The sequence below is a fragment of the Stenotrophomonas sp. 22385 genome (assembly GCF_052045085.1).
Taxonomy (GTDB): Bacteria; Pseudomonadota; Gammaproteobacteria; order Xanthomonadales; family Xanthomonadaceae; genus Stenotrophomonas.
Window position 1 is genome coordinate 1 of the sequence record NZ_JBQEOG010000003.1, and the last position, 26,586, is coordinate 26,586.

Sequence of the window (26,586 nt, forward strand, 5' to 3'; positions counted from 1 at the left end):
GAGCGCAACCTTGCCAAGGTTGAGGTCGCGAGTTCGAGTCTCGTTTCCCGCTCCAAATCCTGACCAGGCCCCGTTCTCGGGGTCTTGTTTTATAAGGTCACCGGCCTGGTGGCAGAGTGGTCATGCAGCGGACTGCAAATCCGCGTACGCCGGTTCAATTCCGACCCAGGCCTCCAGTTGTTCGAAGAACCCCGCTGCGGCGGGGTTTTTCGTTTCTGCCCTTCACCTTGCCCGGACGAGCGCACACCTACTGTGCAGTTCCGTTTCGTGTCGAGGAAGTCGAATGGATATCGCGTTGTGGTTTGCAGCCGTTGGTGCGCCCGGTTCATTCTGGGACTCGCCCAGCAACGTCAGTGGGATGGTCGTACTGGGATTCGGGGTAGCGGCCATCGCGCTCTCGTTCGGCCTTGCCAAAGTGTTCAAGCGCTTCAACGGGGAGGCATGGCTGGTATTGGCCGCTGGCCTTGCCCTCAGCGGCTATGGCATCTGGCGGATGGCGGGCTGACTGCCTGAGCGGGTCGCGCGGCCCGACATGAAGGTGTCAACGACCACATGGCAATCTTGTTGGCGAGGGCAGGATATTGCCTGAATCCTTCAGGAAAATCTTTCAGCGCCTGTTCACTATTGGTTGACTTGGTGCGAAGGGCATGCAAGGGTGGAGTGAAACGTGGGTGAAGTCTCGCCGCTGCCCCGCGGCGGGGCGGCAGGCGCAGGCCTGACAGGGGGAAGTGCTCGTCTTTGATGCAGGGCAGGTCCAAGGGAGGTCGTATGCGATACGGCGCGAATGACTTGGCTGATGATGTCCGCAACGAGCTGGAAGCCAGTTACAGCAAGCACGGGTGTGGGCCGGAGTTCTGGACGACCTACCAGCGGGTGCTTGAGCGACTGGTGCCGCAGGGCCTCGGCCGCACCGAGGTGACCAACGAACTGGCCCTGATCATCGAGCAGCTGGGCATTGTCCGGCGTGCGCAGATGGTGCCACCGCCCGACAGCCGTGCGCGTTGAGGCCAGCCGCCGGGCGGCGCATTACAGGGAGTGCAGCCCGATACCGAGCAGCGCGATCAGGCTGAGCAGCGCCGCCAGCGCGCGCGGCCGAAGCCAGCGTCGTGGTCTGCCCTTTACCGCATTTTCACTGGCCAGCTTTACCAGTCCGGTGGGGAACTGCCACGCACGCATCTGCGCATCGCAGGCATCCACGCACGCGCCACAGGCGATGCAGTCCGGCTGTGGCCCAGCGCGCACGTCCAGCTGCATGGGGCACGCCTGCACGCAGGCACCGCAGTCCAGGCAATCGCCGAGTCGATCGGCGGCAAAGCGCGGCGGCGGCCCGGCCAGCGCCGGATGCGCCGCACGAAAGGCGTAGTCGCTGGCGCTGTTGGGATCGAGCAGGCCACGACCGCGTTGGCGTACAGAGCCCTGCCCGCGCTCGCGGTGACCGCGCGGTTCGGCCCGGCAGGCGTCATAGCAGATCTGCGGGGTGTCGGCATCGCACAGCAGCGGGGCCACCCGCGCATACGGGCACAGGTCGATGCAGACCTGCTCGCGCAGAAAGCCCGCATTGGCCCAGGCGGCGGTGGCGTAGAACAACACCCAGAATGTTTCCCAGCCACTCCAGCGGGCCGTCCAGACGCCGGCCACCAGCGGCTGGATCGGGCTGAACAGGCCAACGAAGGTAATACCGGTCCACAGCGCGATGCCGGCCCAGGCCAGGTGTTTGACCAGGCTGGCCAGGGCCGGTGGGCGCAGTCTTCGCGCGGCGCTGCGCTCAATCCAGCGGAACAGGCCGCTCCACAACGTCTGCGGGCAGGCGTAGCCGCACCAGACGCGCCCGGCCAGCGTGGTCAGCAGCACCAGCGTGCACGTCAGTACGGCAACCGCCCCGAACAGCACGCCCACGTCCTGCGGCCACAGGGTCAGCCCGAACAGGTCGAAGCGACGCGCCGGCAGGTCGAACAGCAGCGCCTGGCGGCCGTCCCAGCGCATCCAGGGCAGGGCATAGAACAGCACCAGCAGCGACGCCGGGACCACGGCGCGCCAACGCAGGGCAGGGGGCGCAACCTGCGTCATCCCAACGGCAGCTCATCGTCATCGCGCGGCCGTGGCCGCAGCAGGTAGCCGGTGACCGCGCTGGCGGTAGCGGTCACCGACCAGAACATGAAAAATCCGAGCGTATAGCCCAGTTCGCGACGGAGCGACTGGTCCGGAAAGGTGATGTCGCGAAGGCGCAACGGGTCGACGAAGGCGAAAAACACCGCGCAGGCCAGCCCAGCGGCGACAAAGCTGGGCCACAGGACGGCCCCCCACTGCTGGATCAGCGGGCGGCGGCGGTTGCCAGGCGGGGCGTTCAGCGGGTCCATGGACCGCACGGTAGGCCCTGCGACAGCGCGCCACATTGATCCTGATCAAGGCGACGTAGGATCATTGCCGCATGTCCCAACCCCTCGCCCCCACGCTGCCTGCCGCTTCCCTGGCGCTGTGCAGCGAGCAGGACGTCATCCGCCTGGTGCGCGATTTCTACGCCCGGGTACGCCAGGACGATTGTCTGGGTCCGGTGTTCGACGCGCGCATCCACGACTGGGACGCGCATCAGGCGCAGTTGGTGGATTTCTGGTCGGCCATGCTGCGCGGCACCCGCCGTTTCAACGGCAACCCGATGTCCAGGCACATGGCCATGCCCGAACTGGAGCGTGCGCTGTTCGACCGCTGGCTGCTGCTGTTCCGGCAAACCACCGCCGGCTTGGGCAACCGGCCCATGCAGCAGCTGGCCGACGACGTGGCCACCCGTATCGCCGATACCTTCTGGCGGCGCATCCAGATGCAGCGCTGGCCCGAGCTGCCGATCGCCGGAAGACTGCGCCCGGATTGATCTGGCTCAATGCAGGACCGCGCGTCGGGGCGCACGCTGGCGCCATGGATACCCTTTCGCCTGCCGCAGCCGGGCTTGCCTGGCACTTCGATCCGGACCTGCTGCGCCGCCACGACCGGCCGGGACCGCGCTACACCTCCTACCCCACCGCGCCGCATTTCCACGACGGCTTCGGCGAGCACGACCTGCGTGCCGCGATCACGGCCAGCAACACGCAGGCGCTGCCGTTGTCGTTGTACGTGCATGTGCCGTATTGCAGCAGCCCGTGTTTCTACTGCGGCTGCAACCGGGTGATCACCCGCGACCATGGAAAGGGCGTGGCGTACGTCGCACGCGTGCTCAGCGAAGCCGACCTGATTGCCCCGTTGTTCGACCCCTCGCGTGAGGTCGTCCAGCTTCACCTTGGCGGTGGCACCCCGAACTTCCTGGCTGCCACCCAGATGCGCGAGCTGGTCGATGGCCTGCGCCGGCGCTTTTCATTCAGCCCTTCGGCCGCCCGCGATTTCTCGATCGAGCTGGACCCGCGCTTCGTCAACCGCGACGACATTGCGATGCTGGGCGGGCTGGGGTTCAACCGGGCGAGCCTGGGCATCCAGGACTTCGATCCGCTGGTGCAGCGTGCGATCAACCGCGAGCAGGGTGTGGAGGCCACCTTGGACGTCATGCGTGCCTGCCGCGAGCATGGCCTGGGTTCGGTCAACGTCGACCTGATCTACGGCCTGCCGCACCAGACCCAGGAGGGCTTTGCGCGCACGCTGGAAACGGTGCTGCGCGAGCGCCCTGATCGCATGGCGATCTATGGATATGCGCACTTGCCGAACCTGTTCAGGGCGCAGCGGCAGATCCCGGATCAGGCGCTGCCGGGTCCCGAACAGAAGCTGGCGTTGCTGGGCCTGGCGGTACGCCGGTTGTCGCTGGCCGGTTACCAGTACATCGGCATGGACCACTTCGCGCTGCCGGAAGAGAATCTCGCGCGCGCCCAACGTGCCGGCCAGTTGCACCGCAACTTCATGGGCTACACGACCCACGCGCAGACCGACCTGGTCGGACTGGGTGCCAGCGCGATCAGCCGCATCGGCAACAGCTACAGCCAGAACCCGCGCGACCTGCCGGGCTGGGAAGCTGCCGTGGATGCCGGGCGCCTGCCGGTTTGGCGGGGACTGACTCTGGATGCGGACGACAGGCTGCGTGCCGAGCTGATCAACCAGCTGATGTGCCAGGGCGAAGTGGATGGCCGCGCGCTGGGGGCGCGCCATGATGTCGACTTCGACCAGCACTTTGCCAATGCGCTCACGGCACTGAAGGCGCTGGAGGTCGATGGCTTGGCCGAATACCGCGACGGCGTGGTGCGGGCCACCGCGCGTGGGCGTCCACTGCTGCGCCTGCTGGCGATGTGCTTCGACCGTTACCTGGCCCCGCCTGAACAATCGGTGCGCTACTCGCGGGCGATCTGACGCATCCGCGTCGCGCGATGGATGTGGTGCCCGGAGCCGGAATCGAACCGGCATGGGGTTGCCCCCGGCGGATTTTAAGTCCGATGCGTCTACCAGTTTCGCCATCCGGGCGGCGCTGCGGAGGGATTGTAGCGGAATCCAACAGGGCGCTAGCATCACGTCTTACTGCCCCGGCCATTCTGCATATGCTTGAACTGCACATCGGCAACAAGAACTACTCTTCGTGGTCAATGCGGCCGTGGGTACTGATGACCCAGGCCGGCATTCCCTTCGACGAGGTCGTGCTCCGCTTTGACAGCTTCGAACCCGACTCGCAGTTCAAGCGCAGCGCCGAGGCGTTGTCGCCGTCGGGCACCGTGCCCGTGCTGATCGATGGCGATCTGGTCGTGTGGGATTCACTGGCCATCGCCGAGTACCTGGCCGAGCGCTTTCCGGAGCGGGCGCTGTGGCCGCAGGAACGTGGCGAGCGCGCTCTGGCCCGCAGTGCCACCGCCTCGATGCACAGTGGCTTTGGCGCGCTGCGTTCGCACTTTCCGATGAATATCGAAGCGCACCTTCCAGAGGTCGGTGCGCGCGTGCTGCGCCAACAGCCGGACGTGGTCGCCGACCTGCAGCGCCTCCTGGCGCTGTGGGAACGACTTCTTGCGCGCCACGCCGGACCCCTGCTGTTCAACCGCTTCAGCATCGCCGATGCATTCTTCGCACCGGTGGTGATGCGGCTGCACACCTATGCCGTGCCGGTGACGCCACGCGTGGCCACCTACATGCAGCAGGTGCGGGCGTTGCCCGGCGTGCAGGCGTGGATCGCGGCGGCGCTAGACGAACGCGATTTCCGGCCGTTTGAAGAACCGTACCGGCAGGCGCCGGACCCGGGCTGACCGGCGCCGCCATCTGACGGACGGTTTACGCCGCAGCGCTGCGCGCCGTACGCTGCGTGGCAGGCGCAGCGGAGGGTGGACAGGCATGGCGAAGAGGGCAGCAGCAGGCGCGATGCTGGTGTGGCTGGCCTGTACGGGTGTGCCCGGGGCCGGTGCGCAGCAGGCTGCTCCCCAGGTGGTCGACCTGGCGCCGGTAGTGGTGTCCGGGGTGCAGCCGGGCCCGGGCATGTGGCGGGTCACCAGTGCCCAGGGCAACGTGCTCTGGATCCTGGGCACGGTATCCCCGCTGCCGGCCCGGCTGGACTGGCGTGCCGACGAGGTCAGGGCGGTCATTGCCAGCGCCGATGCGGTGCTGGGACCGCCGGGCTGGACGCTGGATGCCGATGTCGGCTTTTTCAGCCGCCTCACTCTGCTGCCGTCGGCCATGAAGGCACAGCACGACCCGCAGGGGCGACAGCTGCAGGAGATACTGCCACCAGCGCTGTACGCCCGCTGGCAGCCGCTCAAGGCGCGCTACCTGGGACGCGGCAAGGGGGTAGAGAAGGATCGCCCGCTGGTGGCCGCCACCCGCTTGTACGTGGCCGCCCTTGACGACGTCGGGCTGACGCCGCGCTCCAGCGTCAACAAGCTGCTGGAAAGGGCCTACAAGGCGCGCGGTCTGACCCCGGTGGTGACCCGGGTGGTGATCAAGGTGGATGACCCGCGCGCCGCGTTGAAGGAGGTACGGGCAAGCCCGCTGCAGGACGTGGAGTGCCTGCGGCGCACCCTGGACGTTGTCGAACGGCAGCTGCCCCTGCTGGTCGAGCGCGCCAATGCGTGGGCGGTGGGCGATATCCACGCCCTGCAGCAGCTGGCCTTGAAGAGCCAGTACGACGCCTGCGTGGGTGCCATCGCCAGCAGCGGGCTGGGCAGGCGGCGTGGGATGGCCGACCTGGACGCCCGCTCTGCCGGGAAGTGGATGGCGGCAGCACGGGAGTCGCTGGCCAGGCACCCGCTGACTTTCGCCACCGTGCCGGTTGATGCCCTGGTCGAACCCGGTGGGTACCTCGAGCGCCTCCGCCAGGCGGGCTACCGCGTCGAATCGCCCTGAGCCGCGCGCCATCGTCTATCCACCCTGCAGCCTTCATGGCATAGTCAAGTGGAATTCACCGGGGGGTGCATATGGCGTTGCGGGCGTTCGCCTATGTGAGCGAAGCAGTGGAGGGGATCGAGGGCGCCGACATCGACCGCATCCTCGTTGAAGCGTCCAGCTTCAACCGGGTGGCCGGTGTCACCGGCGTGTTGATGTTCGACGGCCGGCGCTTTCTGCAGTACCTCGAAGGTCCAGACGATGGCGTGGCCCCGGTCGAGCAGCGCGTGATCAACGCGCGCAGCCACCAGAGGATGCGCGAACTGGCCCGCGGCGACGTCGCCACCCGTCACTTTCCGCGCTGGACGATTGCTTCGGCCCGGATCGAGGCGGAGGTGATGGACGCCATCGTGGACGTGGAGTGGAACGGGTTTGCGGCTGCGGCACCGATGGACGGCCAGCGCCGGATCGGTTTTGCACGCCTGCTCGAAGTGTGGACCGGCGTGTCCGGCGAGCTCGAACCGGCGGCGCTGACGCTCGGGTCCTGAGCGCCCTGGTTCGTAACACCAGGATCACGGGGTGGTGCTTACCATGTGCCCACCAGCTGTGACCGGTCCGGGGCATGCCCCCGGGGTTGTCTGAAAGGGAAGTAACCGCAGCTGGACCACTTGTTGGCCGTCGTCCGTACTCTCCGCGGGCGGCGGCTTTGTTCTTTGTGGCGCAGCGCCTGCCGCGTTAGGCTTGTCGCACTTGTTTCCTGGTGGTGCCCGCATGATCGATCGTCCCTGCAAGTTCCTGTTGTCGCGCCTGTGCGCGCCTGCGAGTCTGGCCGGATGACGGCGGTGGACGGCGTCGAACAGGCGCGCATCGGCGTGGTCGGGCTGGGCTATGTCGGGCTTCCGTTGACGGTCGCGTTCGGCGCGCACCAACCCACGCTTGGCTACGACATCGATCGTGCGCGCGTGGCTGAACTGCAGCAGGGCCGCGACCACACGCTGGAAATGTCATCGGAGGAGCTAGCGGCGGCGGTGCACGCCCGCTACAGCGTCGATCCGGCCGACCTTGCCGCGTGCACTGTCTACATTGTGACCGTGCCCACCCCGATCGACGCGCACGAACAGCCGGACCTCGGCCCGCTGCGGGATGCCAGCATCCTCATCGGCAGCGTGCTGAAGCCGGGCGACCTGGTGATCTACGAATCCACCGTCTACCCCGGCACTACCGAAGAAGTCTGCGTGCCATTGCTGGAAGCCGGCTCCGGGCTGCGCTTCAACCACGACTTCCACTGCGGCTACAGCCCGGAACGGATCAACCCGGGCGACCGGCAGCGGCGCCTGCCCGACATCCGCAAGATCACCTCCGGTTCCACTCCGGAGATCGCCGCGCGGGTCGATGCGCTGTACGCGCGCATCATCACCGCCGGCACCTGGCCGGCACCGTCCATCCGCGTGGCCGAAGCAGCCAAGGTGATCGAGAACATCCAGCGTGACGTCAACATCGCGCTGGTCAATGAGCTGGCGCTGATCTTTGACCGGCTCGGCATCGATACCCAGGATGTGCTGGATGCCGCGGGCAGCAAGTGGAACTTCCTGCCGTTCCGTCCCGGTCTGGTAGGCGGTCACTGCATCGGCGTGGATCCCTATTACCTGCTGCACAAATCCGAAAGCGTCGGCTACCACCCGGACCTGATCCACACTGCGCGGCAGGTCAACAACCGCGTCGGGGCGCATGTGGCGCAACGCGTGCTGGCGCTGCTGGCCGGCCGCAGCAAGGCGCCACGCGACGCACGCGTGCTGGTGCTTGGGGTGACCTTCAAGGAAAACTGCCCCGACCTGCGCAACAGCCGTGCACTGGAGCTGGCCCAGTCCCTGCAGGCCAGCGGTGCGCGGGTGCATGTGCAGGACCCGTGGGTCGGTCCGGCCACGCTGGAAGGCAGAGGCGTGCAGTGGGTGGACCGTCCCGATCCGCAGGGCTACGACGCGGTGGTGCTGGCGGTGGCGCATGACCGCTTCCGTGCATTCGATGCGGCGCAGATCCGTGCGCTGCTGGTGCCCGATGGGGTCGTCTACGACGTGAAGTCGGTCTGGCCACGGGACGTTGTCGACGACCGGCTGTAGACTCGACTCCGGTTGTTGATCGAGGAAAGCCATGCATCGTTATCTGGTCTACGTGCTCGCCATCCTGTTGTTCCCGGTCTCGCTGTACCTGGCCGGGTACTGGGCTGCCTGGTACTGGGGCGTGGGGATCAGTGCAGCGATGATCATCCTGGGCACCTGGGACCTGCTGCAGAAGCGCAGCACGCTCCGCCGCAACTACCCGGTGCTGGCGCATTTCCGCTACGGGCTGGAATCGATCGGCCCGGAAATCCGCCAGTACTTCGTGCAGAGCGATCTCGAGGACGTGCCGTTCTCGCGCCAGCAACGCGCGTTGATCTACCAGCGCTCCAAGGATGAAATGGACGTGGTGCCGTTCGGCACCCTGCGCAGTACCTACGCGGTGGACTACGAATGGATCAACCATTCGCTCGCGCCGACCGCCGTGGCCGACCACGATTTCCGCGTGCTGATCGGGCCCAACTGCGCCAAGCCGTATTCGGCCAGCGTGTTCAACATCTCCGCCATGAGTTTCGGCTCGCTGTCGGCCAATGCCATCCGCGCGCTCAACGAAGGCGCGCGCCGTGGCGGTTTCTACCACGACACCGGCGAAGGTTCGATTTCGCCTTACCACCGCGAGATGGGCGGCGACCTGGTCTGGGAAATCGGCTCCGGCTATTTCGGCTGCCGCGACGAGCACGGCGGTTTCAGCGAGGAACGTTTCGTCGCCAACGCCACTACCGACCAGGTGAAGATGATCGAGGTCAAGCTGTCGCAGGGCGCCAAGCCCGGCCACGGCGGCGTGTTGCCGGCCGCCAAGGTCAGCGCCGAAATTTCGGCCACGCGCGGTGTGCCCATGGGCGTGGACTGCGTGTCGCCGTCGAAACATTCGGCGTTCAACACGCCGGTGGAGCTGCTGCGGTTCGTGGCGCGCCTGCGCGAGCTTTCCGGCGGCAAGCCGGTGGGCTTCAAGCTGGCCATCGGCCACCCGTGGGAATGGTTTGGCATCGCCAAGGCGATGCAGGAAACAGGGCTGCTGCCCGATTTCATCGTGGTCGATGGCGCTGAAGGCGGCACCGGTGCTGCACCGGCCGAGTTCATCGACCATGTCGGCGTGCCGATGCATGAGGCACTCCTGCTGGTCCACAACACGCTGGTTGGCCTCGACCTGCGCGATCGCATCCGTGTCGGCGCGGCGGGCAAGATCAGCAGTGCCTTCGAGATCGCGCGCACCATCGCGCTGGGTGCGGACTGGTGCAACGCCGGGCGGGGCTTCATGTTCGCGCTGGGTTGCATCCAGTCGCTGAGCTGCCACAGCGACCGCTGCCCAACCGGGATCGCCACCCAGAACCCGAACCGCTGGCGTCACCTGGATCCGGCTGACAAAGCCACCCGGGTGCACAACTACCACGAGAACACCCTGCGTGCGCTGCGTGACCTGCTGTGCGCGGCCGGTCTGCAGCATCCGGCCGAGCTGGGGCCCGAACACATCGTACGCCGCGTGTCGCCGGTGGAAATCCGCTCGCTGGCTTCACTCTACCGCTACCTCACGCCGGGCGAACTGCTGCGCCGGGTGCCCGACCACGCGGTGTTCCACGACTTCTGGGCGGATGCACGCAGCGACTCGTTCCAGCCGCCCGCGCGCATCCAGGCGTTGCGCAACAGCAAATCGCGTTGACGCGATGCGCTGTTCGGCGCACGGCCAACGGTCGTGCGCTACCGGCCGTGCAGCATGACCATCAGTACGCGGCAGGTACCGACCGTTGGCCGGTACGCGGCTTCACCGAGCGAGGTAGTCGACGACACCGCGCCCGGCCCGCAATCCGCTGGCGAAGCACGCGGTCAACAGATACCCGCCGGTCGGCGCTTCCCAATCCAGCATCTCACCGGCGCAGAATGTGCCGGGAACGTCGCGCAGCATCAGCGTCGCATCCAACGCTTCCAGCCGCACGCCGCCAGCGGTGCTGATCACTTCGTCGATCGGCCGTGGCCGCAGCGGCGACAGCGTCAACCGTTTCAGCGCGGCGGCCACTGTCCCGGCCGGCAGCTGGCCGGCGTCTTTTCCCAGCACTTCAAAGAGCAGCGCCGATTTCACCCCGCCCAGGCCGAGCTGGCGGCGCAGGTGTTCGCCGAAGCTGCGGCCCTGGCGTGGCTTGTGCAGCTTGTCCAGCAGCTGCGCCTCGGTCTGCCCGGGCAACAGGTCCAGCTGCAGCTGCACCTGGCCATCGCGCGCCAGGGTGTCGCGCAGGTCCGCGGCGAGCGCGTAGATGAGGCTGCCTTCAATGCCATTGGACGTGATCACGCACTCACCCTGCTGTGCGTGCTCCATCCCATCGAGTCCGACCCAGTGCGCGACCACCGGCTTCAACGGCGCGCCGGCCTGGCGGTCACGGAAGTATGGCGTCCAGTCGATGTCGAAGCCGCAGTTGGCCGGCTTGAGCGGCGCGATGTCGATGCCGCGCGCGGCCAGCGGCCCCACCCACGCGCCGTCCGACCCAAGTTCAGGCCAGCTGCCGCCGCCCATTGCCAGCACCACCGCATCGGCCGGCGCCGTGACGACGCCATCGGGCGTCTCCAAGCGCAGCGCGCCGTCGTCCTGCCAGCCGGTCCAGCGGTGCTGTACGTGGAAGCGCACGCCCTGTTCCTTGAGCCGGCGCACCCAGCCGCGCAGCAGCGGGGCGGCCTTGCGGTCAACCGGGAACACCCGCCCGGAGGTGCCGACGTAGGTCTCCACGCCGAAGCCTGCCGCCCACTCACGCAGCGCGGGGCCGTCGAAATCGGCCAGCCACGCGCCAACGGCGGTCGCCCGCTCGCGGTAGCGCGACACGAACACGTCCGGCGGATCGGAATGGGTCAGGTTCAAGCCGCCCTTGCCGGCGATCAGGAACTTGCGCCCGGGCGAGCCCTTGGCTTCGTACAGGTCCACGGCGTGGCCTGCGGCGCGCACTGTCTCGGCGGCCATCAGCCCGGCCGGGCCGCCACCGATGATCGCGACGCGTCGCGCAGGGCGTACTGGGGTGCCCATGCGGTTCAGAGCGGCTTGACGTCGAGCAGCTCGACATCGAACACCAGCGAGGCGTTCGGCGGGATCGGGCCGGCGCCCGAGGCACCATAGCCGTAGTCTGCGGGAATCATCAGCGTGCGCTTGCCGCCCACCTTCATGCCGGCAAACCCCTCGTCCCAGCCCTTGATCACCTGGCCCTGGCCCAGCCCGAAGCTGAACGGCTCGCCGCGGTCGACCGAGCTGTCGAACTGTTCGCCATGCTTGTCGGCGGCTTTCTCGTCGTAAACCCAGCCGGTGTAGTGGACCACGATGGTGCTGCCCGGGGTGGCCTCCGCCCCGGTGCCGGGCTGGGTGTCGATCTTCTCGAACGCGGCGATGCTGCCCCCCGGCGGCGGACCGGGCGGGGTGCAGGCGGCCAGCAGAGACAGCAGCGCGGGAACGAGCAGGAACTTCGGCAGAGCACGCATGGGCGGCACCGGATGGAAAATGGGACGCAAGGGTAGCGCATCGCCGGGCGCTATCATGGGCGCATGTCGAAACTGCTGCTCAACCTGCGCAATGTCGCGGACGATGAAATCGAGGACGTGATCGCCCTGCTGGACCGGGCGGGCATCGCCCACTACCGCACCGAACCCAGCCCCTGGGGAATCTCCTTCGGCGGCATCTGGATCCGCGACGATGCCGACCAGCCCCGGGCCAAGGCCCTGATGGCCGGGTACCAGCAGGCGCGCGGCGAGCGGGTCCGCGCCGAACGCCAGGCTGCGCTGGCCGACGGCAGCGCCGAAACCTTCGCTACGCTGCTGCGGCGCCGCCCGCTGTTCGTGGTGGCGGTGCTGGCCGGCATGCTGGTCGCCGCGGCGCTGGTGCTGCTGCCATTCGTGCTGCTGCGCGGCTGAACGCCCGCTTGGGCGGGTAGGGCGGGCCCGGGTAAAATGGCCGGATGATCGCCAATACCGCCGCTTACCACTTCACCCCGATCGCAGACCCGGACGCGCTGTGCGCCACGTTGCTGGCGCGTGCCGAGGCCGCCGCGCTACGCGGCACGGTGCTGGTGGCGGGCGAGGGCATCAACCTGTTCCTCGCCGGACCTGAAGCCGGCATCGACGGCTTCTATGCCGCGCTGCGGGCCGATCCGCGTTTCGACGGGCTGCGGGTCAAGACCAGCTACAGCCAGATGCAGCCGTTCGCCCGGCTCAAGGCCAAGGTCAAGCCGGAAATCATCAGCTTCCGGATTGACGATGGCCAGCCCCTTGCGTACCCACGCGCGCCCTCGGTCGATCCGGCCACGGTGCAGCGGTGGCTGCGCCAGGGCCATGACGACGCCGGCAAGCCGGTGGTGATGCTCGATACCCGCAATACCCAGGAGATCGAGTTCGGTACCTTCAAGGACGCCCTGGTGTTGCCGATCACCAAGTTCACCGACCTGCCCGAGGCACTGGCACCGCATCGCGAGGCGCTGCGCGACAGTACGGTGGTCAGCTTCTGCACCGGCGGCATCCGCTGCGAGAAGGCCGCGCTGTGGATGCGCAACGACGGCATGGACAACGTGCTGCAGTTGGACGGCGGCATCCTTGGCTATTTCGAGGCCGTGGGCGGCGAAGGCTACGACGGCCGCTGTTTCGTCTTCGATGAGCGCGTGGCGCTGGATGCAGAGCTGAAGCCCCTGGTAGACCAGACGGCCGATTGAATGCAGGCGGATGCGGATGGCGCGGGCCGGCCTACGGCCGGCCGCCCTGGCAACCCCGCAGGAATCAGCATTCCGCCAGCGGCCATGGTGTCCTTGGGCCGGTGCCCCCATCAAAAGGAACATAACCTTTGATGGAACGCCCCATGCAACTGTCGATTCTTGATCTGGCCCCGGTCTGCGAGGGCAGTGACACCACCCAGGCCTTCGCCAACATGCTGGACCTGGCCCAGCACGCCGAAGGCTGGGGCTTCCACCGCTATTGGCTGGCCGAGCACCACAACATGCCGGGCATCGCCAGTGCAGCCACCGCTGTGCTGATCGGTCACGTGGCCGGCGGTACCCAGCGCATCCGGGTCGGCGCCGGCGGCATCATGCTGCCCAACCACTCCCCGCTGCAGGTGGCCGAACAGTTCGGCACCCTTGCCTCGCTGTACCCTGATCGCATCGACCTGGGCCTGGGCCGCGCGCCAGGTACCGACCAGCCCACCGCCCGTGCGCTGCGCCGCTACTTCGACAGCGCCGACCAGTTCCCGCAGGACGTGCGGGAGCTGCTGCATTACTTCGAGCCTGCGCAGCCGGGCCAGGCGGTGCGGGCGGTGCCCGGGGCGGGCATCCCGGTGCCGGTGTGGCTGCTGGGCTCCAGCCTGTTCAGCGCGCGCCTGGCCGCGGCGATGGGGCTGCCGTTCGCCTTCGCCTCGCACTTCGCGCCCGATGCGATGGACGAAGCGCTTGCCGTGTATCGCCGCGAGTTCCGCGCTTCGAAGCACCTGGCCGCGCCGTACGCCGTTCTCGGTCTGAATGTGGTGGCCGCTGAATCGGAAGCGGAAGCCAAGCGGCTGTTTACCACCCAGCAGCAGAGCTTCGTCAACCTGCGCCGCGGCTTGCCGGGTCTGATTCCGCCGCCGATCGACGACATCGAAACGTTCTGGCAACCGCACGAAAAGATCGGTGTGCAGAACGCGTTGGCCTGCGCGGTGGTCGGCGACCAGCGCCAGGTCAGCGAAGGCATGGCTGCGTTCGCTGCGCGCCACAAGCCGGACGAACTGCTGATCACTGCCAACATCTACGATCACGGCGCCCGAAAGCGTTCATTCGGGCTGGCAATGCAAGCGCGGAAATCCGCGACGCGCTGATCCTGCGAAGGCGCCGTGACCACCCGGTTCACGTCGCCATTGCCCTCGATCCGGTGTGATGGAGCTCCTTATTGCAGGAGTCACCCGATGGCCGACCATGATCGCCAGCAGCACATCGAACAGCTGGCCGAACTTATCCGCGGCGTGGACATCGCCATGTTCACCACCACCGGCGTGGACGGGCGCCTCTACAGCCGCCCGCTGGGTACACAGGAAGTCGAGTTCGATGGCGACCTGTGGTTCGCTACCGCCGCCGACAGTCCGAAGGTGGCCGAGATCGCGCTCAACCCGCGCGTCAACGTGGCCTACGCCTCGCAGTCGAAGAACACCTATGTTTCGGTAGCCGGCATCGCGCGCCTCGTGGATGATCGTGCCAAAGTCGAGGAACTGTGGTCGCCCCCGATGAAGCTGTTCTTCCCGGGCGGCAAGGATGATCCCAACCTGCGCCTGATTCACGTGCGCGCAGAATCGGCGGAGTACTGGGACGGCCCCGGCACGTTGCTGGGCAAGGCGCTGAGTTTCGTGTTGTCTGCAGTGAGCGATGATCCCGGTGCGTTGTCCGAGAACGGGGTCGTGGACCTGCGTTGAAGATCGCCCGACCAACGGTCGGGCGCTACCCACGGTTTGCTGTTTGCATGACGCCAACAGCACCCGGTAGGTCCCGATCGTTGGTCGGGACGCTTTAAAACCAGCGCTGGAACAGCTCGGTCAGGTAGTGCACCAACTGCCCCGAGCTGAAGCTGAAGAACAGCACCGCGGCAATCGCGCCGATCCAGTTGACCAGCATCAGGGTGCCATCGCGCTCCAGCAATGCCAGCGAAAACAGCAGCAGCTGGAATCCGAACAGATAGTTGGTGAACGGGATCGGCAGCGAGAGCAGCACGCCGGTCAGCACCAGCAGCAGGCCGCTGAACGCGTGCGCAGGCAGTGGCACCAGCAGCACCGGGCGGCGCGGCTTCAGCATGCGATCCAGGCGCCGCAGCGCCCCATCGATCCTGCTCAGGAATTTATGCATGGTGCCGCGCCGCGGTCCGCGGTTGGCGATGAACCCCGGCAGCCAGGGTCGCCGCAGCCCGAAGAGCATCTGCACGCCGATCAGCACTACGAGCGGGCCACTGACGGCGCCTCCAAGCCCGGGGACCGGAATGAACGAAGGCAGGATCGCGATGAACAGGAACACCCCGAACGCGCTCTGCTGCAGCCCCTGCAGGATCTGCCCCAGCCGCAGCCGTTCGTCGGGATCGCCATGGTCGAACATCGCCAGCAGCGTGCGGATGCCTTCGTTCTGGTACTCAGGCCGGCGCTGGTCCGGCGCCGGGGGCAGATCAGCCGGTGAGTTCATCGGTCTCCTCTTCGGCCAGCGTGCGCAGCAGCAGTTTGTCCACGCGCGCGCCATCCAGGTCGACGATCTCGATCCGCCAGCCAGCCCAGTCGAAGTACTCCCCGGCATGCGGAATGCGGCCGAAGTAATGGATGCACATGCCGGCCAGCGTGTAGTAGTCGCCATCCTCGGCATCGGGCAGTTCTGCATTGCCCATCAACTCGCGCAGGTCTTCGATCGACAGTGACCCGTCCACCAGCAAGGAGCCGTCCTCGCGGGTCACCACCAGCGCGTCCTCGTCGACGTTCTCCACCGACTGCATGCGGCCGACCACCGCGCCCATCAGGTCGCTGATGGTCACCAGGCCCTGGATCTCGCCGTACTCGTCCACCACCAGCGCCACTGACTGCTGTTCCTCGCGGAAAATCTCCAGCAGCTTCATCGCGTGGGTGGACTCGGACACATAGAGCGGTTCGCGCAGCTGCTGGAACAGCGAGTGCTCATCGCGCACCAGGCGGGTTACGAGGCTCTTGACCTCGAGCACGCCGACGATGTCCTGGTCATTGCCGCGGAACACCGGGTAGCGCGAGAACTCGTGCTCGCGCATGGTCGCCAGGTTCTTTTCGGGGTCGGCCTGGGTGTCCAGCCATGCGATCCGGTTGCGCGGGGTCATCAGGCTGTCGGCAGTGCGGTCGCCCAGGCGCATCACCCGGTTCATCATGTCGCGCTCGTGCGCATCGATCACGCCGGCCTCGTGGCTTTCGGCCACCAGCATGCGGATCTCTTCTTCGGTCACCGTGGCAGCCTCGTCGTTGCCCAGACCCAGCAGGCGCAGGACCAGCCGGGTGGTCTTGGACAGCAGCCAGACGAACGGAAAGGCCAGCTTGGCCAGCCCGCTCATGGGCAGGGCAACCAGGCCTGCGATGTCCTCGGAGCGCGTCAGGGCCAGGCGCTTGGGCACCAGCTCGCCGAAGATCAGGGTCACGAACGTGATCAGGGTAACGGCCAGACCCTTGCCGACCAGTTCGGCGTGGCCGAAGCCAGGCATCAGGCCCTTGATCCATGTGGCGATGGCCTCGCCGATGGCGTCGCCGCCGAGCAGGCCGGTCAACACGCCGATCACGGTGATGCCGATCTGGACGGTGGAGAGGAAGCTCTCCGGTTTCTCGGCCAGTTCCAGGGCCTTGGCGGCGCGCTTGGAATTGCCGGCCATCTGCTTCAAGCGGCTCTTGCGCGAGGTCATGACCGACATTTCGGACATGGCGAAGAACCCGTTGAGCAGGATCAGGGCAAACACAAGCAGGATCAGTTCAAACACGGGCGTCGTCCCCGGTTGGTGGCAGGGAGGGCGTGTTCAAGCGGCGGCGGCTACCGGGCCAGGTCAAACCTGGCGGGCGCGGCGGGGGATAAGGGTCGTCGTCCATAGAGTGCACCCGAAGGTGCCCGCGCATCTTAACAAAAGCCGGGGGGAGGGGTGCAAACAGGGTCGTTCAGGTGGGCCGGTGGCGGTGTGAAGATGACGGGAGTACCCGGATCGGACATCAAACCGTCATAATTCCGCCCGGTGCCGTCCTTCCTCGACGGCGGATAGGTTTCTCAATGTTCTCTCTGCAGACCATTTTCGGCTCCGGCAAACAGTTCTACACCCTGCTGGACGAGGCTGCGCAAGCGGCCCACGACAGCGCCAAGGCGCTGCATTCGATGCTGCGCGACGCCGACCGGCAGCCGGCGCTGGACGCTTTCAAGCTGGCCCGCCTGCGCGAACGCGCCGCCTCTGACAAGATCAGCCAGGCGCTGGTGGACAGCTTCATGACCCCGATCGAGCGCGAAGACATCGAAGCGCTGGGCTCGGCGCTGTACAAGATTCCCAAGCAGGTCGAGAAGTTCGCCGACCGCTACTCGCTTGCCACCAAGCACCTGGAGCACATCGACTTCGCGCCGCGCGCGGCGATGCTCGAGCAGGCTGCCAGCGTGGTGGTGGAGATGGTGCACGACCTGCGCAACATGAACCTGGACCGGATGACCGCGCTCAACGAGAAGCTGCGCGCGCTGGAGAATGAAGCCGACCGCCTGATGCTCGAGCTGTATCGCGACATCTACTCCGGCCGCCTGGACAACCTGCAGATGTTCCTGCTCAAGGAGTTCTTCGAGATCCTGGAAAAGGCCATCGACCGTTGCCGCGAGGCCGGCGTGGTGGCGTACCAGATCGTGCTGAAGAACAGCTGACGGACGCCACAGCATGCTGACCCTCGTTCTGGTGGTGATCCTGGCCGCGCTCGTCTTCGAGTTCATCAACGGCTTCCACGACACCGCCAACTCCATCGCCACCGTGGTGGCGACCAAAGTGCTCTCGCCCGGCTGGGCGGTGATGCTCGCCGCTTTCATGAACCTCATCGGTGCCCTGACCGGCACTGCCGTGGCGCTGACCATCGCTTCGGGCCTGCTCAACACCGGCGTGGTCGACGTGACCCCGCAGGTGATTCTGTGCGCGCTGCTGGGCGGCATCATCTGGAACCTGATCACCTGGTGGAAGGGCCTGCCGTCGTCGTCCTCCCACGCGTTGATCGGCGGCCTCTGCGGTGCCGGTCTGGCCGCGGCCCACAACAATTGGGACGCGCTGATCTGGTCCGAACGCATCGGCACCTGGGCGCAGAACAAGGGCCTGCTGTGGAAGGTGTTCCTGCCGATGATCACCTCGCCGATTGCAGGCTTCCTGCTCGGTATCGTGGTGATGCTGCTGCTGTGGGCGATCATCGCAGGCATGGCCAAGGTGGGCGGCTGGCTCGGTCGCCTGGCCCGCCCGCGCATCGTCAACGCGTTCTTCGGCAAGGCGCAGATCGTCTCGGCGGCCTACATGGGCTTTGCCCACGGCCACAACGATGCGCAGAAGACCATGGGCATCATCGCCATGACCCTGATCGGCGCCGAGGCGACCGGCGCACTGAACGACCTGCCGTCCTGGCTGGCGTTCATGCACCCGGACGCCCACGCCGGTGACGGCATCGCCATGTGGATCGTGCTGACCTGCGCGGTGGTGATGGCGGCCGGAACCGCCTCGGGCGGCTGGAAGATCATCAAGACGCTGGGCCACAAGATGGTCAAGCTGCACCCGATCCACGGCTTCGCCGCCGAAACCAGCTCGGCCACGATCCTGACCCTGGCCGCGCACTTCGGCATGCCGGTGTCGACCACCCACAGCATCTCGACCGCGATCATGGGCGTGGGCTACGCCAAGAACCCGCGTTCGCTGCGCTTCGGCGTGATCGAGCGCATCGTCTGGGCCTGGATCCTCACCATCCCGGCCGCCGGCGGCTGCGCCTACCTGATCCTGAAGCTGTTCGAGCTGTTCGGCTGGGCCTGATGGTGTTGGTTTGAAAAGCGAAAAGCCCGGCTTCGGCCGGGTTTTTTGTATCTGCTGGTTGGTCTCTTAGAGCAGCGTTTTCATTCTTCCCGGCTGGGGCGGCCGACGGGCCGCCCCCGACAGATGGTCGCGTGCGGATACGAAAATCAGACACGCATGGCGTGTCCCTACGCGGCGGGTACGTCGAATGAACCTCCGACCGGTAGCGTCGGTTTCCCAACGATGGCACGGAACGCCACCGCGGCCGGTAACGCATGAAAATGATCAGCACCGCCGTTGATCTTCCCATGGCCACCGACACACTGTCGGGGGTCGGCGGGGGCGGGGTACGGGGGCTTTACCAAACATGGATGTTTGGTAAGAGCCCCCAAGGATGGGTTCACGGCGCCCCCCGGACCCCCGCACCCGCCGGCCCAGCTCAGGCCATGCGCGGCCCAAAGGCTGTTCGCCCAGATGCATGAAGCTGCCGGGCAGGGCCCGGCACTACGGGAGTGTCTGCAACCCCGACGTTTGCAGGCCACGCAGCCGGGCAGCCAAAAAAAATCCCGCCGAAGCGGGATTTTTCATCAGCAATCAGACCTCAAGCGAAGCCAGGTCGCCCTTGTTCTCCAGCCACTGCTTGCGGTCGCCCGCGCGCTTCTTGGCCAGCAGCATGTCCATCAGCGCGCTGGTCTGCTCGCCGTCGTCCACCGTCAGCTGCACCAGGCGGCGCGTGTCGGGGTGGATGGTCGACTCGCGCAACTGGTGCGGGTTCATTTCGCCCAGGCCCTTGAAGCGGGTCACGTTGACCTGGCCCTTGATCTTCTCGCGCTCGATCTTGTCCAGCAGCGAACGCTTCTCTTCCTCGTCCAGCGCGTAGAACACCTGCTTGCCCACGTCGACGCGGAACAGAGGTGGCATTGCCACGAACACGTGGCCCGCATCCACCAGCGCGGGGAAGTGCTTCAGGAACAGCGCCGTCAGCAGTGTCGCGATATGCAGGCCGTCGGAGTCGGCGTCGGCCAGGATCACCACCTTGCCGTAACGCAGCCCGCTGATGTCGTCCTTGCCCGGGTCGCAGCCGATCGCGATTGCCAGGTTGTGCACCTCCTCCGACGCCAGCACGCTGCCCGATGAGACCTCCCAGGTGTTCAGGATCTTGCCGCGCAGCGGCATGATCGCCTGGAAGTCCTTGTCGCGCGCCTGCTTGGCACTGCCGCCCGCCGAATCGCCCTCGACCAGGAACAGCTCCGTCCGCGACAGGTCCTGGCTGATGCAGTCGGCCAGCTTGCCCGGCAGGGCAGGGCCCTGGGTGACCTTCTTGCGCACCACCAGCTTTTCGGTCTTCAGACGCGCACTGGCACGTTCGATCGCCAGCTGCGCGATCTGCTCGCCCAGCGCCACGTTCTGGTTCAGGAGCAGGCTGAAGGCGTCGTGCGCCGCGCCTTCGACGAAGCCGGCGGCCTGGCGCGACGACAGCCGTTCCTTGGTCTGTCCGCTGAACTGCGGGTCCGTCATCTTCAGCGACAGCACGAACGACACGCGGTCCCACACGTCTTCCGGGGCCAGCTTCACCCCGCGCGGCAGCAGGTTGCGGAAATCGCAGAACTCGCGCAGCGCCTCGGTCAGGCCGGTGCGCAGGCCGTTGGCATGGGTGCCGTGCTGCGCGGTCGGAATCAGGTTGACGTAGCTTTCCTGGACCAGCTCGCCCTCCGGCAGCCACGCCACCGCCCAGTCCACCACCTCGGTATCCTTCTTCAGCTGGCCCACGAACAGCTCGGCCGGCAGCATTTCGCGCTCGCCCAGCTCGGCCTTCAGGTAATCGCTCAGGCCATCCTCGTAGTACCAGGTGTCCTGCTCGTCGGTGGCCTCGTCGCGCAGCTTGACCGTCAGGCCGGGGCACAGCACCGCCTTGGCGCGCAGCAGGTGGCGCAGCGCACGCAGGTTGTACTTGGGCGTATCGAAGTACTTCGGGTCGGCCCAGAAGCGCACCCGCGTACCGGTGTTCTTCCTGCCCACGCTGCCGACCACTTCCAGCGGCGTTGCGCGGTCGCCATTGCGGAAGGTGATGCGGTGCTCGCTGCCGTCGCGACGGATGTGCACTTCCACCAGCGTCGACAGCGCATTGACCACGCTCACGCCCACGCCGTGCAGGCCGCCGGAGAAGGTGTAGTTCTTGTTGTTGAACTTGCCGCCCGCATGCAGCCGGGTGAGGATCAGCTCGACGCCCGGGACCTTCTCTTCCGGGTGGATGTCCACCGGCATGCCGCGGCCGTCATCGGTGACCTCGCAGCTGCCGTCCTTGTACAGGGTGACCTCGACCGTCCGGGCGTGCCCGGCCAGCGCTTCGTCAACGGCGTTGTCGATCACTTCCTGCGCCAGGTGGTTCGGACGCGCGGTGTCGGTATACATGCCCGGGCGGCGCTTGACCGGGTCCAGGCCGGACAGGACTTCAATATCGGCGGCGTTATAGCGGGTGTTCATCTGTCTTCATAAAGCGCAAAGCGACGGCGAAGTTTGCGGTCTGGCCGGTTTTTTTGCACGCCGCACGTTCAGGGGGCGGCCGACCACCCCGCGGTAGACTGTCCTGGATGGGAAAAACCGGAGCCCCGGCCCCATCCCCAGCCCTATGCGAGGAGACCCCCATGAAGAAGTTGCTGACCATCGTTGCCATTGCCGCCGCCGTCGTGGCCGTGCCGCTGGCAATGGCGCAGAACGCCGGACAGGGCCAGTCCACCGCGCAGCAGGCCGAGGCCAAGGCGCAGGCCGAAGCCGACGCCAAGGCCAAGCGCCGCGCCGCTGCCACCGCCGAAATGAAGGCCAATGGCCAGCAGGCGCCGCAGAAGGAAGAGGAAGAAGAGGCCAAGAAGAAGCGCTGAACACGCCTTCCGGCCTCCCCGACGCCCCGGCTTGCCGGGGCGTCTTCGTTCTTGCCCCCTTGGGCTGGACGCGCTCAATCTGTAAACTATGGCTTTCCGGGAGCAGTACGTGTCATCCATCAGCGAATGGACTGGTCTGGTCGTGCGCGGCCGCCAGCAGGTCAGGCAGGAGGTGACGGTCCCATCGGCGACCGGCACGGCCGCCCCGACCTCGCCGACCGGCAGCCACGTCATCGCTCCCCAGATCCCGGCCCTGGCGCGTGAACACCCCGCCGCCGCCGCCCGGACCTCCCCCGATTTCCCCTTCAAGTCGTCCGCCGCCCCGCGCGCCGGCGCCGTTTCCCCCTTCCTGACAGGACACCCCCAGCCATGACTCCCTTGATCTTCGTAACCGGCGGCGTGGTTTCCTCGCTCGGCAAAGGCATTGCCGCCGCCTCGCTTGCCTCCATCCTCGAGGCCCGTGGCCTGAAGGTCACGATGATGAAGCTCGATCCGTACATCAACGTCGACCCGGGCACCATGAGCCCGTTCCAGCACGGTGAGGTGTATGTCACCGACGACGGCGCCGAAACCGACCTGGATCTCGGGCACTACGAGCGCTTCGTGCGCACCCGACTGAGCCGCAAGAACTCGGTCACCACCGGCCGCATCTACGAAAACGTCATCCGCAAGGAGCGCCGCGGCGATTATCTGGGCGCCACCGTGCAGGTCATCCCGCACATCACCGACGAGATCCGCCGCTGCATGGATGAAGCCACCGAGGGCTTCGACGTGGCGCTGGTGGAAATCGGCGGCACCGTGGGCGACATCGAATCGCTGCCGTTCCTGGAAGCCATCCGCCAGGTGCGCACCGAGCGGGGACCGGAGAAGGCGCTGTTCATGCACCTCACCCTGGTGCCGTACATCGCCGCCGCCGGTGAACTCAAAACCAAACCAACCCAGCACTCGGTCAAGGAACTGCGCTCGATCGGCATCCAGCCCGACGTGCTTCTGTGCCGTTCAGAGCAGCCGGTGCCCGAGTCCGAGCGCCGCAAGATCGCCCAGTTCACCAACGTCTCCGAGCGCGCCGTGATCAGCGTGCCGGATGTCGATGTGCTCTACCGCATCCCGATGGGCCTGCACGAGCAGGGCCTGGATGAAATCGTGATCAACCAGCTCAAGCTGGGCGACAAGGCAGGCCCGGCCGACCTGCACGAGTGGGAAGCGGCGGTGGATGCCACCCTGCACCCGCTGGACGAGGTCACCATCGCCGTGGTGGGCAAGTATGTCGACCACCAGGACGCCTACAAGTCCGTGGGCGAAGCGCTCAAGCACGGCGGCCTGCGCCAGCGCACCAAGGTCAACCTCAAGTGGCTGGAAGCGCAGGACCTGGAAGGCACCGACATGGGCGCGCTCAAGGACGTCGATGGCATCCTGGTGCCGGGCGGCTTCGGCGACCGCGGCTTCGAGGGCAAGGTGCTCACCTCGCAGTTCGCCCGTGAACATCAGCTGCCGTACTTCGGCATCTGCTACGGCATGCAGGCCGCCGTTGTGGACTTCGCCCGCAACGTGGTCGGTCTGGAGGGAGCCAACAGCACCGAGAACGACCGCCAGTCGCCGAACCCGGTGATCGGCCTGATCACCGAATGGCGTACCGCCACCGGCGATGTCGAAAAGCGCGACGACAAAAGCGACCTGGGCGGCACCATGCGCCTGGGTCTGCAGGAGCAGCGCCTGAAGCCGGGTACGCTGGCGCGCGAGCTCTATGGCAAGGACGTCGTGTCCGAACGCCATCGCCACCGCTACGAGTTCAACAACCGCTACCGCACGCAGCTGGAAGATGCCGGCCTTGTCATCGCCGGCAAGTCGATGGACGACACCCTGGTGGAAGTGATCGAACTGTCGCGCGACCACCACCCGTGGTTCCTGGCGTGCCAGGCGCACCCGGAGTTCCTGTCCACCCCGCGCGATGGCCACCCGCTGTTCATCGGCTTCATCCGCGCCGCGCGTGAGCGCAAGGCGGGCGGCGCACTGCTGCAGGAAGCGCGCGCCTGAGTCAGGATCCGTGGGCGGCGCAGCAGGCGCGCCGCCAGCGCCGTCACTGGCGGGCCTGGCCTTGGGGCTGGGCAGCCCTGGCCCTGTCGCTCGCCAGCTGGGGCTGCGCGTTCGTGCTCATGGTGCTGGTGTTTTCCGCAGTGGGTTCGCCCGGTGATGGCAGCCATGCCATCCAAGCTGTCGCCACGCCCATCAACCTCGCCCTGGCGCTGGGCGCGACCTGCGCGCTGGGCACCGTGGTGTCCAGCGTGCTGGCCCTGCGCCTGCGCCGCCAGCCGGCCGGCGCCGCGTTGGGCCTGCTGGGCCTGCTGTTGATGGTGCTGCTGCTGCCGTCGCAGCTGTAGTCGCGAATGCCCTCTGCGCGCGGATTTGGCAAGCGGGGGGCAGGTGGGGATAATCACGCGGCACCTTTCGACGCACCTTTTTTTGGCGTTCCCCCTTTCTGACTGGTAACCGGCCCGCTATGACCACGATCCGCAGCATCCACGCCCGTGAAATCCTCGACAGCCGTGGCAACCCCACGCTGGAAGCAGAAGTCACCCTGGAGGACGGTTCGTTCGGCCGTGCCGCCGTGCCGTCGGGTGCCTCCACCGGCACCAAGGAAGCGGTCGAGCTGCGCGATGGCGACAAGACCCGTTACCTCGGCAAGGGCGTGCGCAACGCCGTCAACAACGTCAACACCACCATCGCCACCGCGCTGAAGGGGTTCGATGCGGCCGACCAGGAGGGCCTCGACCGCCGCCTGATCGACCTGGATGGCACCGAAAACAAGGGCCGCCTGGGTGCCAACGCACTGCTGGCCGTGTCCATGGCCAATGCCCATGCCGCCGCCGCCGCGAACAAGCAGGCGCTGTGGCAGTACCTGTCCAAGGGCAGCACCGACGTGAGCCTGCCGGTGCCGATGATGAACATCATCAACGGCGGCGCGCATGCCGACAACAACGTCGACTTCCAGGAATTCATGGTGCTGCCAGTCGGCTTCACCTCGTTCTCCGAAGCCCTGCGCGCAGGTACCGAAATCTTCCATTCGCTCAAGTCGGTGCTCAAGGGCCATGGGCTGAGTACGGCCGTGGGCGACGAAGGCGGGTTCGCCCCGGACTTCCGCAGCAACGTCGAAGCGCTCGACACCATCCTCGAAGCCATCGGCAAGGCCGGCTACACCGCCGGTGAAGACGTGCTGCTGGGCCTGGACGTGGCCTCCAGCGAGTTCTACGAAAATGGCAAGTACAACCTGGTGGGCGAAAACAAGCGCCTGACCTCCGAACAGTTCGTCGATTTCCTGGCCGACTGGGCCGCCCAGTACCCGATCATCACCATTGAAGACGGCCTGGCCGAGAACGACTGGTCGGGCTGGAAGCTGCTTACCGACCGCATCGGCAAGAAAGTGCAGCTGGTCGGCGACGACCTGTTCGTGACCAACCCGAAGATCTTCAAGGAAGGCATCGAGTCCGGCACCGCCAATGCGATCCTGATCAAGGTCAACCAGATCGGCACGCTGACCGAGACCCTCGAAGCGATCGCCATGGCGCACCACGCCAATTACGCGGCCGTGGTCTCGCACCGTTCGGGTGAAACCGAAGACACCACCATCGCCGACATCGCCGTGGCCACCACCGCCACCCAGATCAAGACCGGCTCGCTGTGCCGCAGCGACCGTGTCGCCAAGTACAACCAGCTGCTGCGCATCGAGGAAGCCCTTGGTGCCGGCGCGCGTTACGCCGGCCGTGACGCGTTCGTGTCGTTGAAGCGCTGATCCGCATGCGCAACTGGCGCTGGCTGCTGCTGGTGCTCGCGGTACTGCTGGCATGGCTGCAGTACCGCTTCTGGTTCGGCCCGGGCAATTCGGGAGAGGTGATGACGCTCGAAGCCCAGGTCGAATCCCAGAAGCGCGACAATGCCGGCCTCCAGCAGCGCAACGATGCGCTGGCTGCCGAGGTCAAGGACCTCAAGGAAGGCGAGGCCGCCATCGAGGAGCGCGCGCGCAGCGAGCTGGGCATGATCAAGCCGGGCGAGAAGTTCTATCGCGTCGTCGAGAACGCTCCGGTGGCAGCGCCGCGCGCGCCAGCGCTGGCCGCCGACCCGGACGCGCCGCACCAGGAGGTACCCTGATGGGTACCGTCTGGGCCGTGGTTCCGGCCGCCGGCCGTGGCACCCGCTTCGGCAGCGACACGCCCAAGCAGTACCTGCTCGCGGGTGACCGGGTGCTGCTGGCGCACACCCTGGAAGCACTGCTCTCGCACCCGGTCGTGGCTGGGGTGATGGTGGCCATCGCCGAGAACGATGTCGACTGGCCGGGCTGGCAGTCGCTGGCCGGCAAACCGATCCTCACCTGTACCGGCGGGGCCACCCGCGCCGCCTCGGTGCTGGCTGGCCTGCATGCGCTGCCCGACAGCGTGCGTGCCGACGATTTCGTGCTGGTGCACGATGCCGCGCGGCCCAACCTGGCTGCAGCCGACCTCGGCCGCCTGCTGGAAGTGGGGCGTACCGATCCGGTCGGGGCCATCCTGGCCGCGCCGGTGCGCGACACGCTCAAACGGGCCGGCGACGACGGCGGCATCGACGGCACCGAACCGCGCGCGCGCCTGTGGCGTGCGCTGACCCCGCAGCTGTTCCGCCGCCATCAGCTGGCGCGCGCGCTGCAGGAGGCCGCTGCGGCCGGTATCGAGGTCACCGACGACGCCATGGCGATGGAGCGGCAGGGTCTACGTCCGTTGCTGGTCGAGGGCAACGAGGACAACTTCAAGGTCACCACCCCGGCTGATCTGTCCCGATTCGAATTCGAGCTGTCGCGGGGGGGGGGGTTAGGGGAGGGGGGGCGGACACCAAGA

The 26,586-nt window shown here is 66.8% G+C and carries 29 protein-coding genes and 2 tRNA genes; 23 read left to right on the forward strand and 8 right to left on the reverse strand.

All coding sequences use genetic code 11. The features are described 5' to 3' along the window. Positions 1-102: 102 nt before the first annotated feature. The 3 genes from ACTJI4_RS06625 to ACTJI4_RS06635 all read left to right on the forward strand — a co-directional run bounded on the left by ACTJI4_RS06625 (position 103) and on the right by ACTJI4_RS06635 (position 1,005). Positions 103-176, forward strand: a tRNA-Cys gene (locus tag ACTJI4_RS06625). Between the two features lie 107 nt (positions 177-283). After that, the gene (locus tag ACTJI4_RS06630) at positions 284-505 is read left to right on the forward strand and encodes a hypothetical protein (RefSeq protein WP_440868852.1); all 222 of its coding nucleotides are present in this window, start codon (positions 284-286) and stop codon (positions 503-505) included. A 263-nt stretch (positions 506-768) separates the two neighbouring features. Next, the gene (locus ACTJI4_RS06635) at positions 769-1,005 is read left to right on the forward strand and encodes a hypothetical protein (protein WP_392916358.1); all 237 of its coding nucleotides are present in this window, start codon (positions 769-771) and stop codon (positions 1,003-1,005) included. A 21-nt stretch (positions 1,006-1,026) separates the two neighbouring features. Here the strand turns inward: ACTJI4_RS06635 and ACTJI4_RS06640 are convergent, their stop codons facing one another. Then, complete coding sequence (locus ACTJI4_RS06640; protein ID WP_440868853.1) at positions 1,027-2,067, reverse strand: 4Fe-4S dicluster domain-containing protein; 1,041 nt, start codon at positions 2,065-2,067, stop codon at positions 1,027-1,029. Then, on the reverse strand, positions 2,064-2,357 hold the full coding sequence (locus ACTJI4_RS06645) for a hypothetical protein (RefSeq protein WP_392916362.1): 294 nt from the start codon (positions 2,355-2,357) through the stop codon (positions 2,064-2,066). Before ACTJI4_RS06645 ends, ACTJI4_RS06640 begins: the two co-directional genes overlap by 4 nt. Positions 2,358-2,428: 71 nt before the next feature. Between ACTJI4_RS06645 and ACTJI4_RS06650 the strand changes: the two genes are divergently transcribed. Both ACTJI4_RS06650 and hemN read left to right on the forward strand, forming a co-directional pair. Then, complete coding sequence (locus ACTJI4_RS06650; RefSeq protein ID WP_440868854.1) at positions 2,429-2,866, forward strand: group III truncated hemoglobin; 438 nt, start codon at positions 2,429-2,431, stop codon at positions 2,864-2,866. A 44-nt stretch (positions 2,867-2,910) separates the two neighbouring features. Further along, positions 2,911-4,320, forward strand: a complete 1,410-nt coding sequence (hemN, locus tag ACTJI4_RS06655) for an oxygen-independent coproporphyrinogen III oxidase (RefSeq protein ID WP_440868855.1) — start codon at positions 2,911-2,913, stop codon at positions 4,318-4,320. A 24-nt stretch (positions 4,321-4,344) separates the two neighbouring features. Here hemN and ACTJI4_RS06660 read toward each other — a convergent pair. Next, positions 4,345-4,431: transfer RNA gene (locus tag ACTJI4_RS06660), tRNA-Leu, on the reverse strand. 74 nt (positions 4,432-4,505) lie between these two features. Between ACTJI4_RS06660 and ACTJI4_RS06665 the strand changes: the two genes are divergently transcribed. The 5 genes from ACTJI4_RS06665 to ACTJI4_RS06685 all read left to right on the forward strand — a co-directional run bounded on the left by ACTJI4_RS06665 (position 4,506) and on the right by ACTJI4_RS06685 (position 10,038). Beyond that, positions 4,506-5,198 (forward strand): glutathione S-transferase family protein, encoded by a 693-nt coding sequence (locus ACTJI4_RS06665; protein ID WP_392916371.1) that lies wholly within the window; start codon positions 4,506-4,508, stop codon positions 5,196-5,198. An 85-nt stretch (positions 5,199-5,283) separates the two neighbouring features. Continuing rightward, positions 5,284-6,288, forward strand: a complete 1,005-nt coding sequence (locus ACTJI4_RS06670; protein WP_440868856.1) for a TraB/GumN family protein — start codon at positions 5,284-5,286, stop codon at positions 6,286-6,288. A 71-nt stretch (positions 6,289-6,359) separates the two neighbouring features. After that, a complete protein-coding gene (locus ACTJI4_RS06675; RefSeq protein ID WP_392916377.1) occupies positions 6,360-6,815 on the forward strand; it encodes a BLUF domain-containing protein in 456 nt (151 codons plus the stop codon). Between the two features lie 294 nt (positions 6,816-7,109). Further along, on the forward strand, positions 7,110-8,384 hold the full coding sequence (locus ACTJI4_RS06680) for a nucleotide sugar dehydrogenase (RefSeq protein ID WP_440868857.1): 1,275 nt from the start codon (positions 7,110-7,112) through the stop codon (positions 8,382-8,384). 31 nt (positions 8,385-8,415) lie between these two features. Next, positions 8,416-10,038 (forward strand): FMN-binding glutamate synthase family protein, encoded by a 1,623-nt coding sequence (locus ACTJI4_RS06685; RefSeq protein WP_440868858.1) that lies wholly within the window; start codon positions 8,416-8,418, stop codon positions 10,036-10,038. A 102-nt stretch (positions 10,039-10,140) separates the two neighbouring features. Here the strand turns inward: ACTJI4_RS06685 and ACTJI4_RS06690 are convergent, their stop codons facing one another. Continuing rightward, complete coding sequence (locus tag ACTJI4_RS06690; RefSeq protein ID WP_440868859.1) at positions 10,141-11,385, reverse strand: TIGR03862 family flavoprotein; 1,245 nt, start codon at positions 11,383-11,385, stop codon at positions 10,141-10,143. A gap of 5 nt (positions 11,386-11,390) precedes the next feature. Next, positions 11,391-11,831, reverse strand: coding sequence for an FKBP-type peptidyl-prolyl cis-trans isomerase (locus ACTJI4_RS06695; protein ID WP_440868860.1), 441 nt, complete (start codon positions 11,829-11,831; stop codon positions 11,391-11,393). Between the two features lie 63 nt (positions 11,832-11,894). Between ACTJI4_RS06695 and ACTJI4_RS06700 the strand changes: the two genes are divergently transcribed. The 4 genes from ACTJI4_RS06700 (at position 11,895) to ACTJI4_RS06715 (ending at position 14,772) form a co-directional block, all read left to right on the forward strand. After that, complete coding sequence (locus ACTJI4_RS06700; protein ID WP_392916390.1) at positions 11,895-12,260, forward strand: DUF6164 family protein; 366 nt, start codon at positions 11,895-11,897, stop codon at positions 12,258-12,260. 44 nt (positions 12,261-12,304) lie between these two features. Beyond that, on the forward strand, positions 12,305-13,051 hold the full coding sequence (locus ACTJI4_RS06705) for a sulfurtransferase (protein WP_392916393.1): 747 nt from the start codon (positions 12,305-12,307) through the stop codon (positions 13,049-13,051). Between the two features lie 143 nt (positions 13,052-13,194). Beyond that, the gene (locus ACTJI4_RS06710; protein ID WP_440868861.1) at positions 13,195-14,184 is read left to right on the forward strand and encodes an LLM class flavin-dependent oxidoreductase; all 990 of its coding nucleotides are present in this window, start codon (positions 13,195-13,197) and stop codon (positions 14,182-14,184) included. A gap of 87 nt (positions 14,185-14,271) precedes the next feature. After that, positions 14,272-14,772, forward strand: a complete 501-nt coding sequence (locus ACTJI4_RS06715; RefSeq protein ID WP_392916399.1) for a pyridoxamine 5'-phosphate oxidase family protein — start codon at positions 14,272-14,274, stop codon at positions 14,770-14,772. Positions 14,773-14,866: 94 nt separating this feature from the next. Here ACTJI4_RS06715 and ACTJI4_RS06720 read toward each other — a convergent pair whose 3' ends face one another. Together ACTJI4_RS06720 and ACTJI4_RS06725 are read right to left on the reverse strand one after the other, a co-directional pair. Next, the gene (locus ACTJI4_RS06720; RefSeq protein WP_440868862.1) at positions 14,867-15,526 is read right to left on the reverse strand and encodes an exopolysaccharide biosynthesis protein; all 660 of its coding nucleotides are present in this window, start codon (positions 15,524-15,526) and stop codon (positions 14,867-14,869) included. Then, the gene (locus ACTJI4_RS06725) at positions 15,510-16,766 is read right to left on the reverse strand and encodes a hemolysin family protein (protein WP_392917578.1); all 1,257 of its coding nucleotides are present in this window, start codon (positions 16,764-16,766) and stop codon (positions 15,510-15,512) included. Before ACTJI4_RS06725 ends, ACTJI4_RS06720 begins: the two co-directional genes overlap by 17 nt. A gap of 338 nt (positions 16,767-17,104) precedes the next feature. On the opposite strand from ACTJI4_RS06725, the gene ACTJI4_RS06730 reads away from it, so the two are divergent. Both ACTJI4_RS06730 and ACTJI4_RS06735 read left to right on the forward strand, forming a co-directional pair. After that, entirely contained in the window at positions 17,105-17,731 is a 627-nt protein-coding gene (locus ACTJI4_RS06730; protein WP_392916403.1) for a DUF47 domain-containing protein, read from the forward strand. Positions 17,732-17,744: 13 nt separating this feature from the next. After that, positions 17,745-18,866: an inorganic phosphate transporter gene (locus tag ACTJI4_RS06735; RefSeq protein WP_392916405.1), complete on the forward strand. Its 1,122-nt coding sequence runs from the start codon at positions 17,745-17,747 to the stop codon at positions 18,864-18,866. 573 nt (positions 18,867-19,439) lie between these two features. Here ACTJI4_RS06735 and parE read toward each other — a convergent pair. Then, positions 19,440-21,329 (reverse strand): DNA topoisomerase IV subunit B, encoded by a 1,890-nt coding sequence (parE, locus tag ACTJI4_RS06740; protein ID WP_392916408.1) that lies wholly within the window; start codon positions 21,327-21,329, stop codon positions 19,440-19,442. Positions 21,330-21,490: 161 nt separating this feature from the next. Between parE and ACTJI4_RS06745 the strand changes: the two genes are divergently transcribed. The 7 genes from ACTJI4_RS06745 to ispD form a co-directional block, all read left to right on the forward strand. Then, positions 21,491-21,724: a hypothetical protein gene (locus ACTJI4_RS06745; protein WP_392916411.1), complete on the forward strand. Its 234-nt coding sequence runs from the start codon at positions 21,491-21,493 to the stop codon at positions 21,722-21,724. A gap of 109 nt (positions 21,725-21,833) precedes the next feature. Continuing rightward, a complete protein-coding gene (locus ACTJI4_RS06750) occupies positions 21,834-22,097 on the forward strand; it encodes a hypothetical protein (RefSeq protein WP_440868863.1) in 264 nt (87 codons plus the stop codon). After that, a complete protein-coding gene (locus ACTJI4_RS06755) occupies positions 22,094-23,758 on the forward strand; it encodes a CTP synthase (protein WP_440868864.1) in 1,665 nt (554 codons plus the stop codon). Before ACTJI4_RS06750 ends, ACTJI4_RS06755 begins: the two co-directional genes overlap by 4 nt. A 113-nt stretch (positions 23,759-23,871) precedes the next feature. Then, positions 23,872-24,102: a hypothetical protein gene (locus ACTJI4_RS06760; RefSeq protein WP_440868865.1), complete on the forward strand. Its 231-nt coding sequence runs from the start codon at positions 23,872-23,874 to the stop codon at positions 24,100-24,102. Between the two features lie 119 nt (positions 24,103-24,221). Then, positions 24,222-25,511, forward strand: a complete 1,290-nt coding sequence (eno, locus tag ACTJI4_RS06765; protein ID WP_440868866.1) for a phosphopyruvate hydratase — start codon at positions 24,222-24,224, stop codon at positions 25,509-25,511. Positions 25,512-25,516: 5 nt separating this feature from the next. Further along, on the forward strand, positions 25,517-25,867 hold the full coding sequence (gene ftsB, locus ACTJI4_RS06770; RefSeq protein WP_392916424.1) for a cell division protein FtsB: 351 nt from the start codon (positions 25,517-25,519) through the stop codon (positions 25,865-25,867). Then, positions 25,864-26,586 (forward strand): 2-C-methyl-D-erythritol 4-phosphate cytidylyltransferase (ispD, locus tag ACTJI4_RS06775; protein ID WP_440869042.1); only part of this gene is annotated, 723 nt, incomplete at its 3' end. The genes ftsB and ispD, both read left to right, overlap by 4 nt.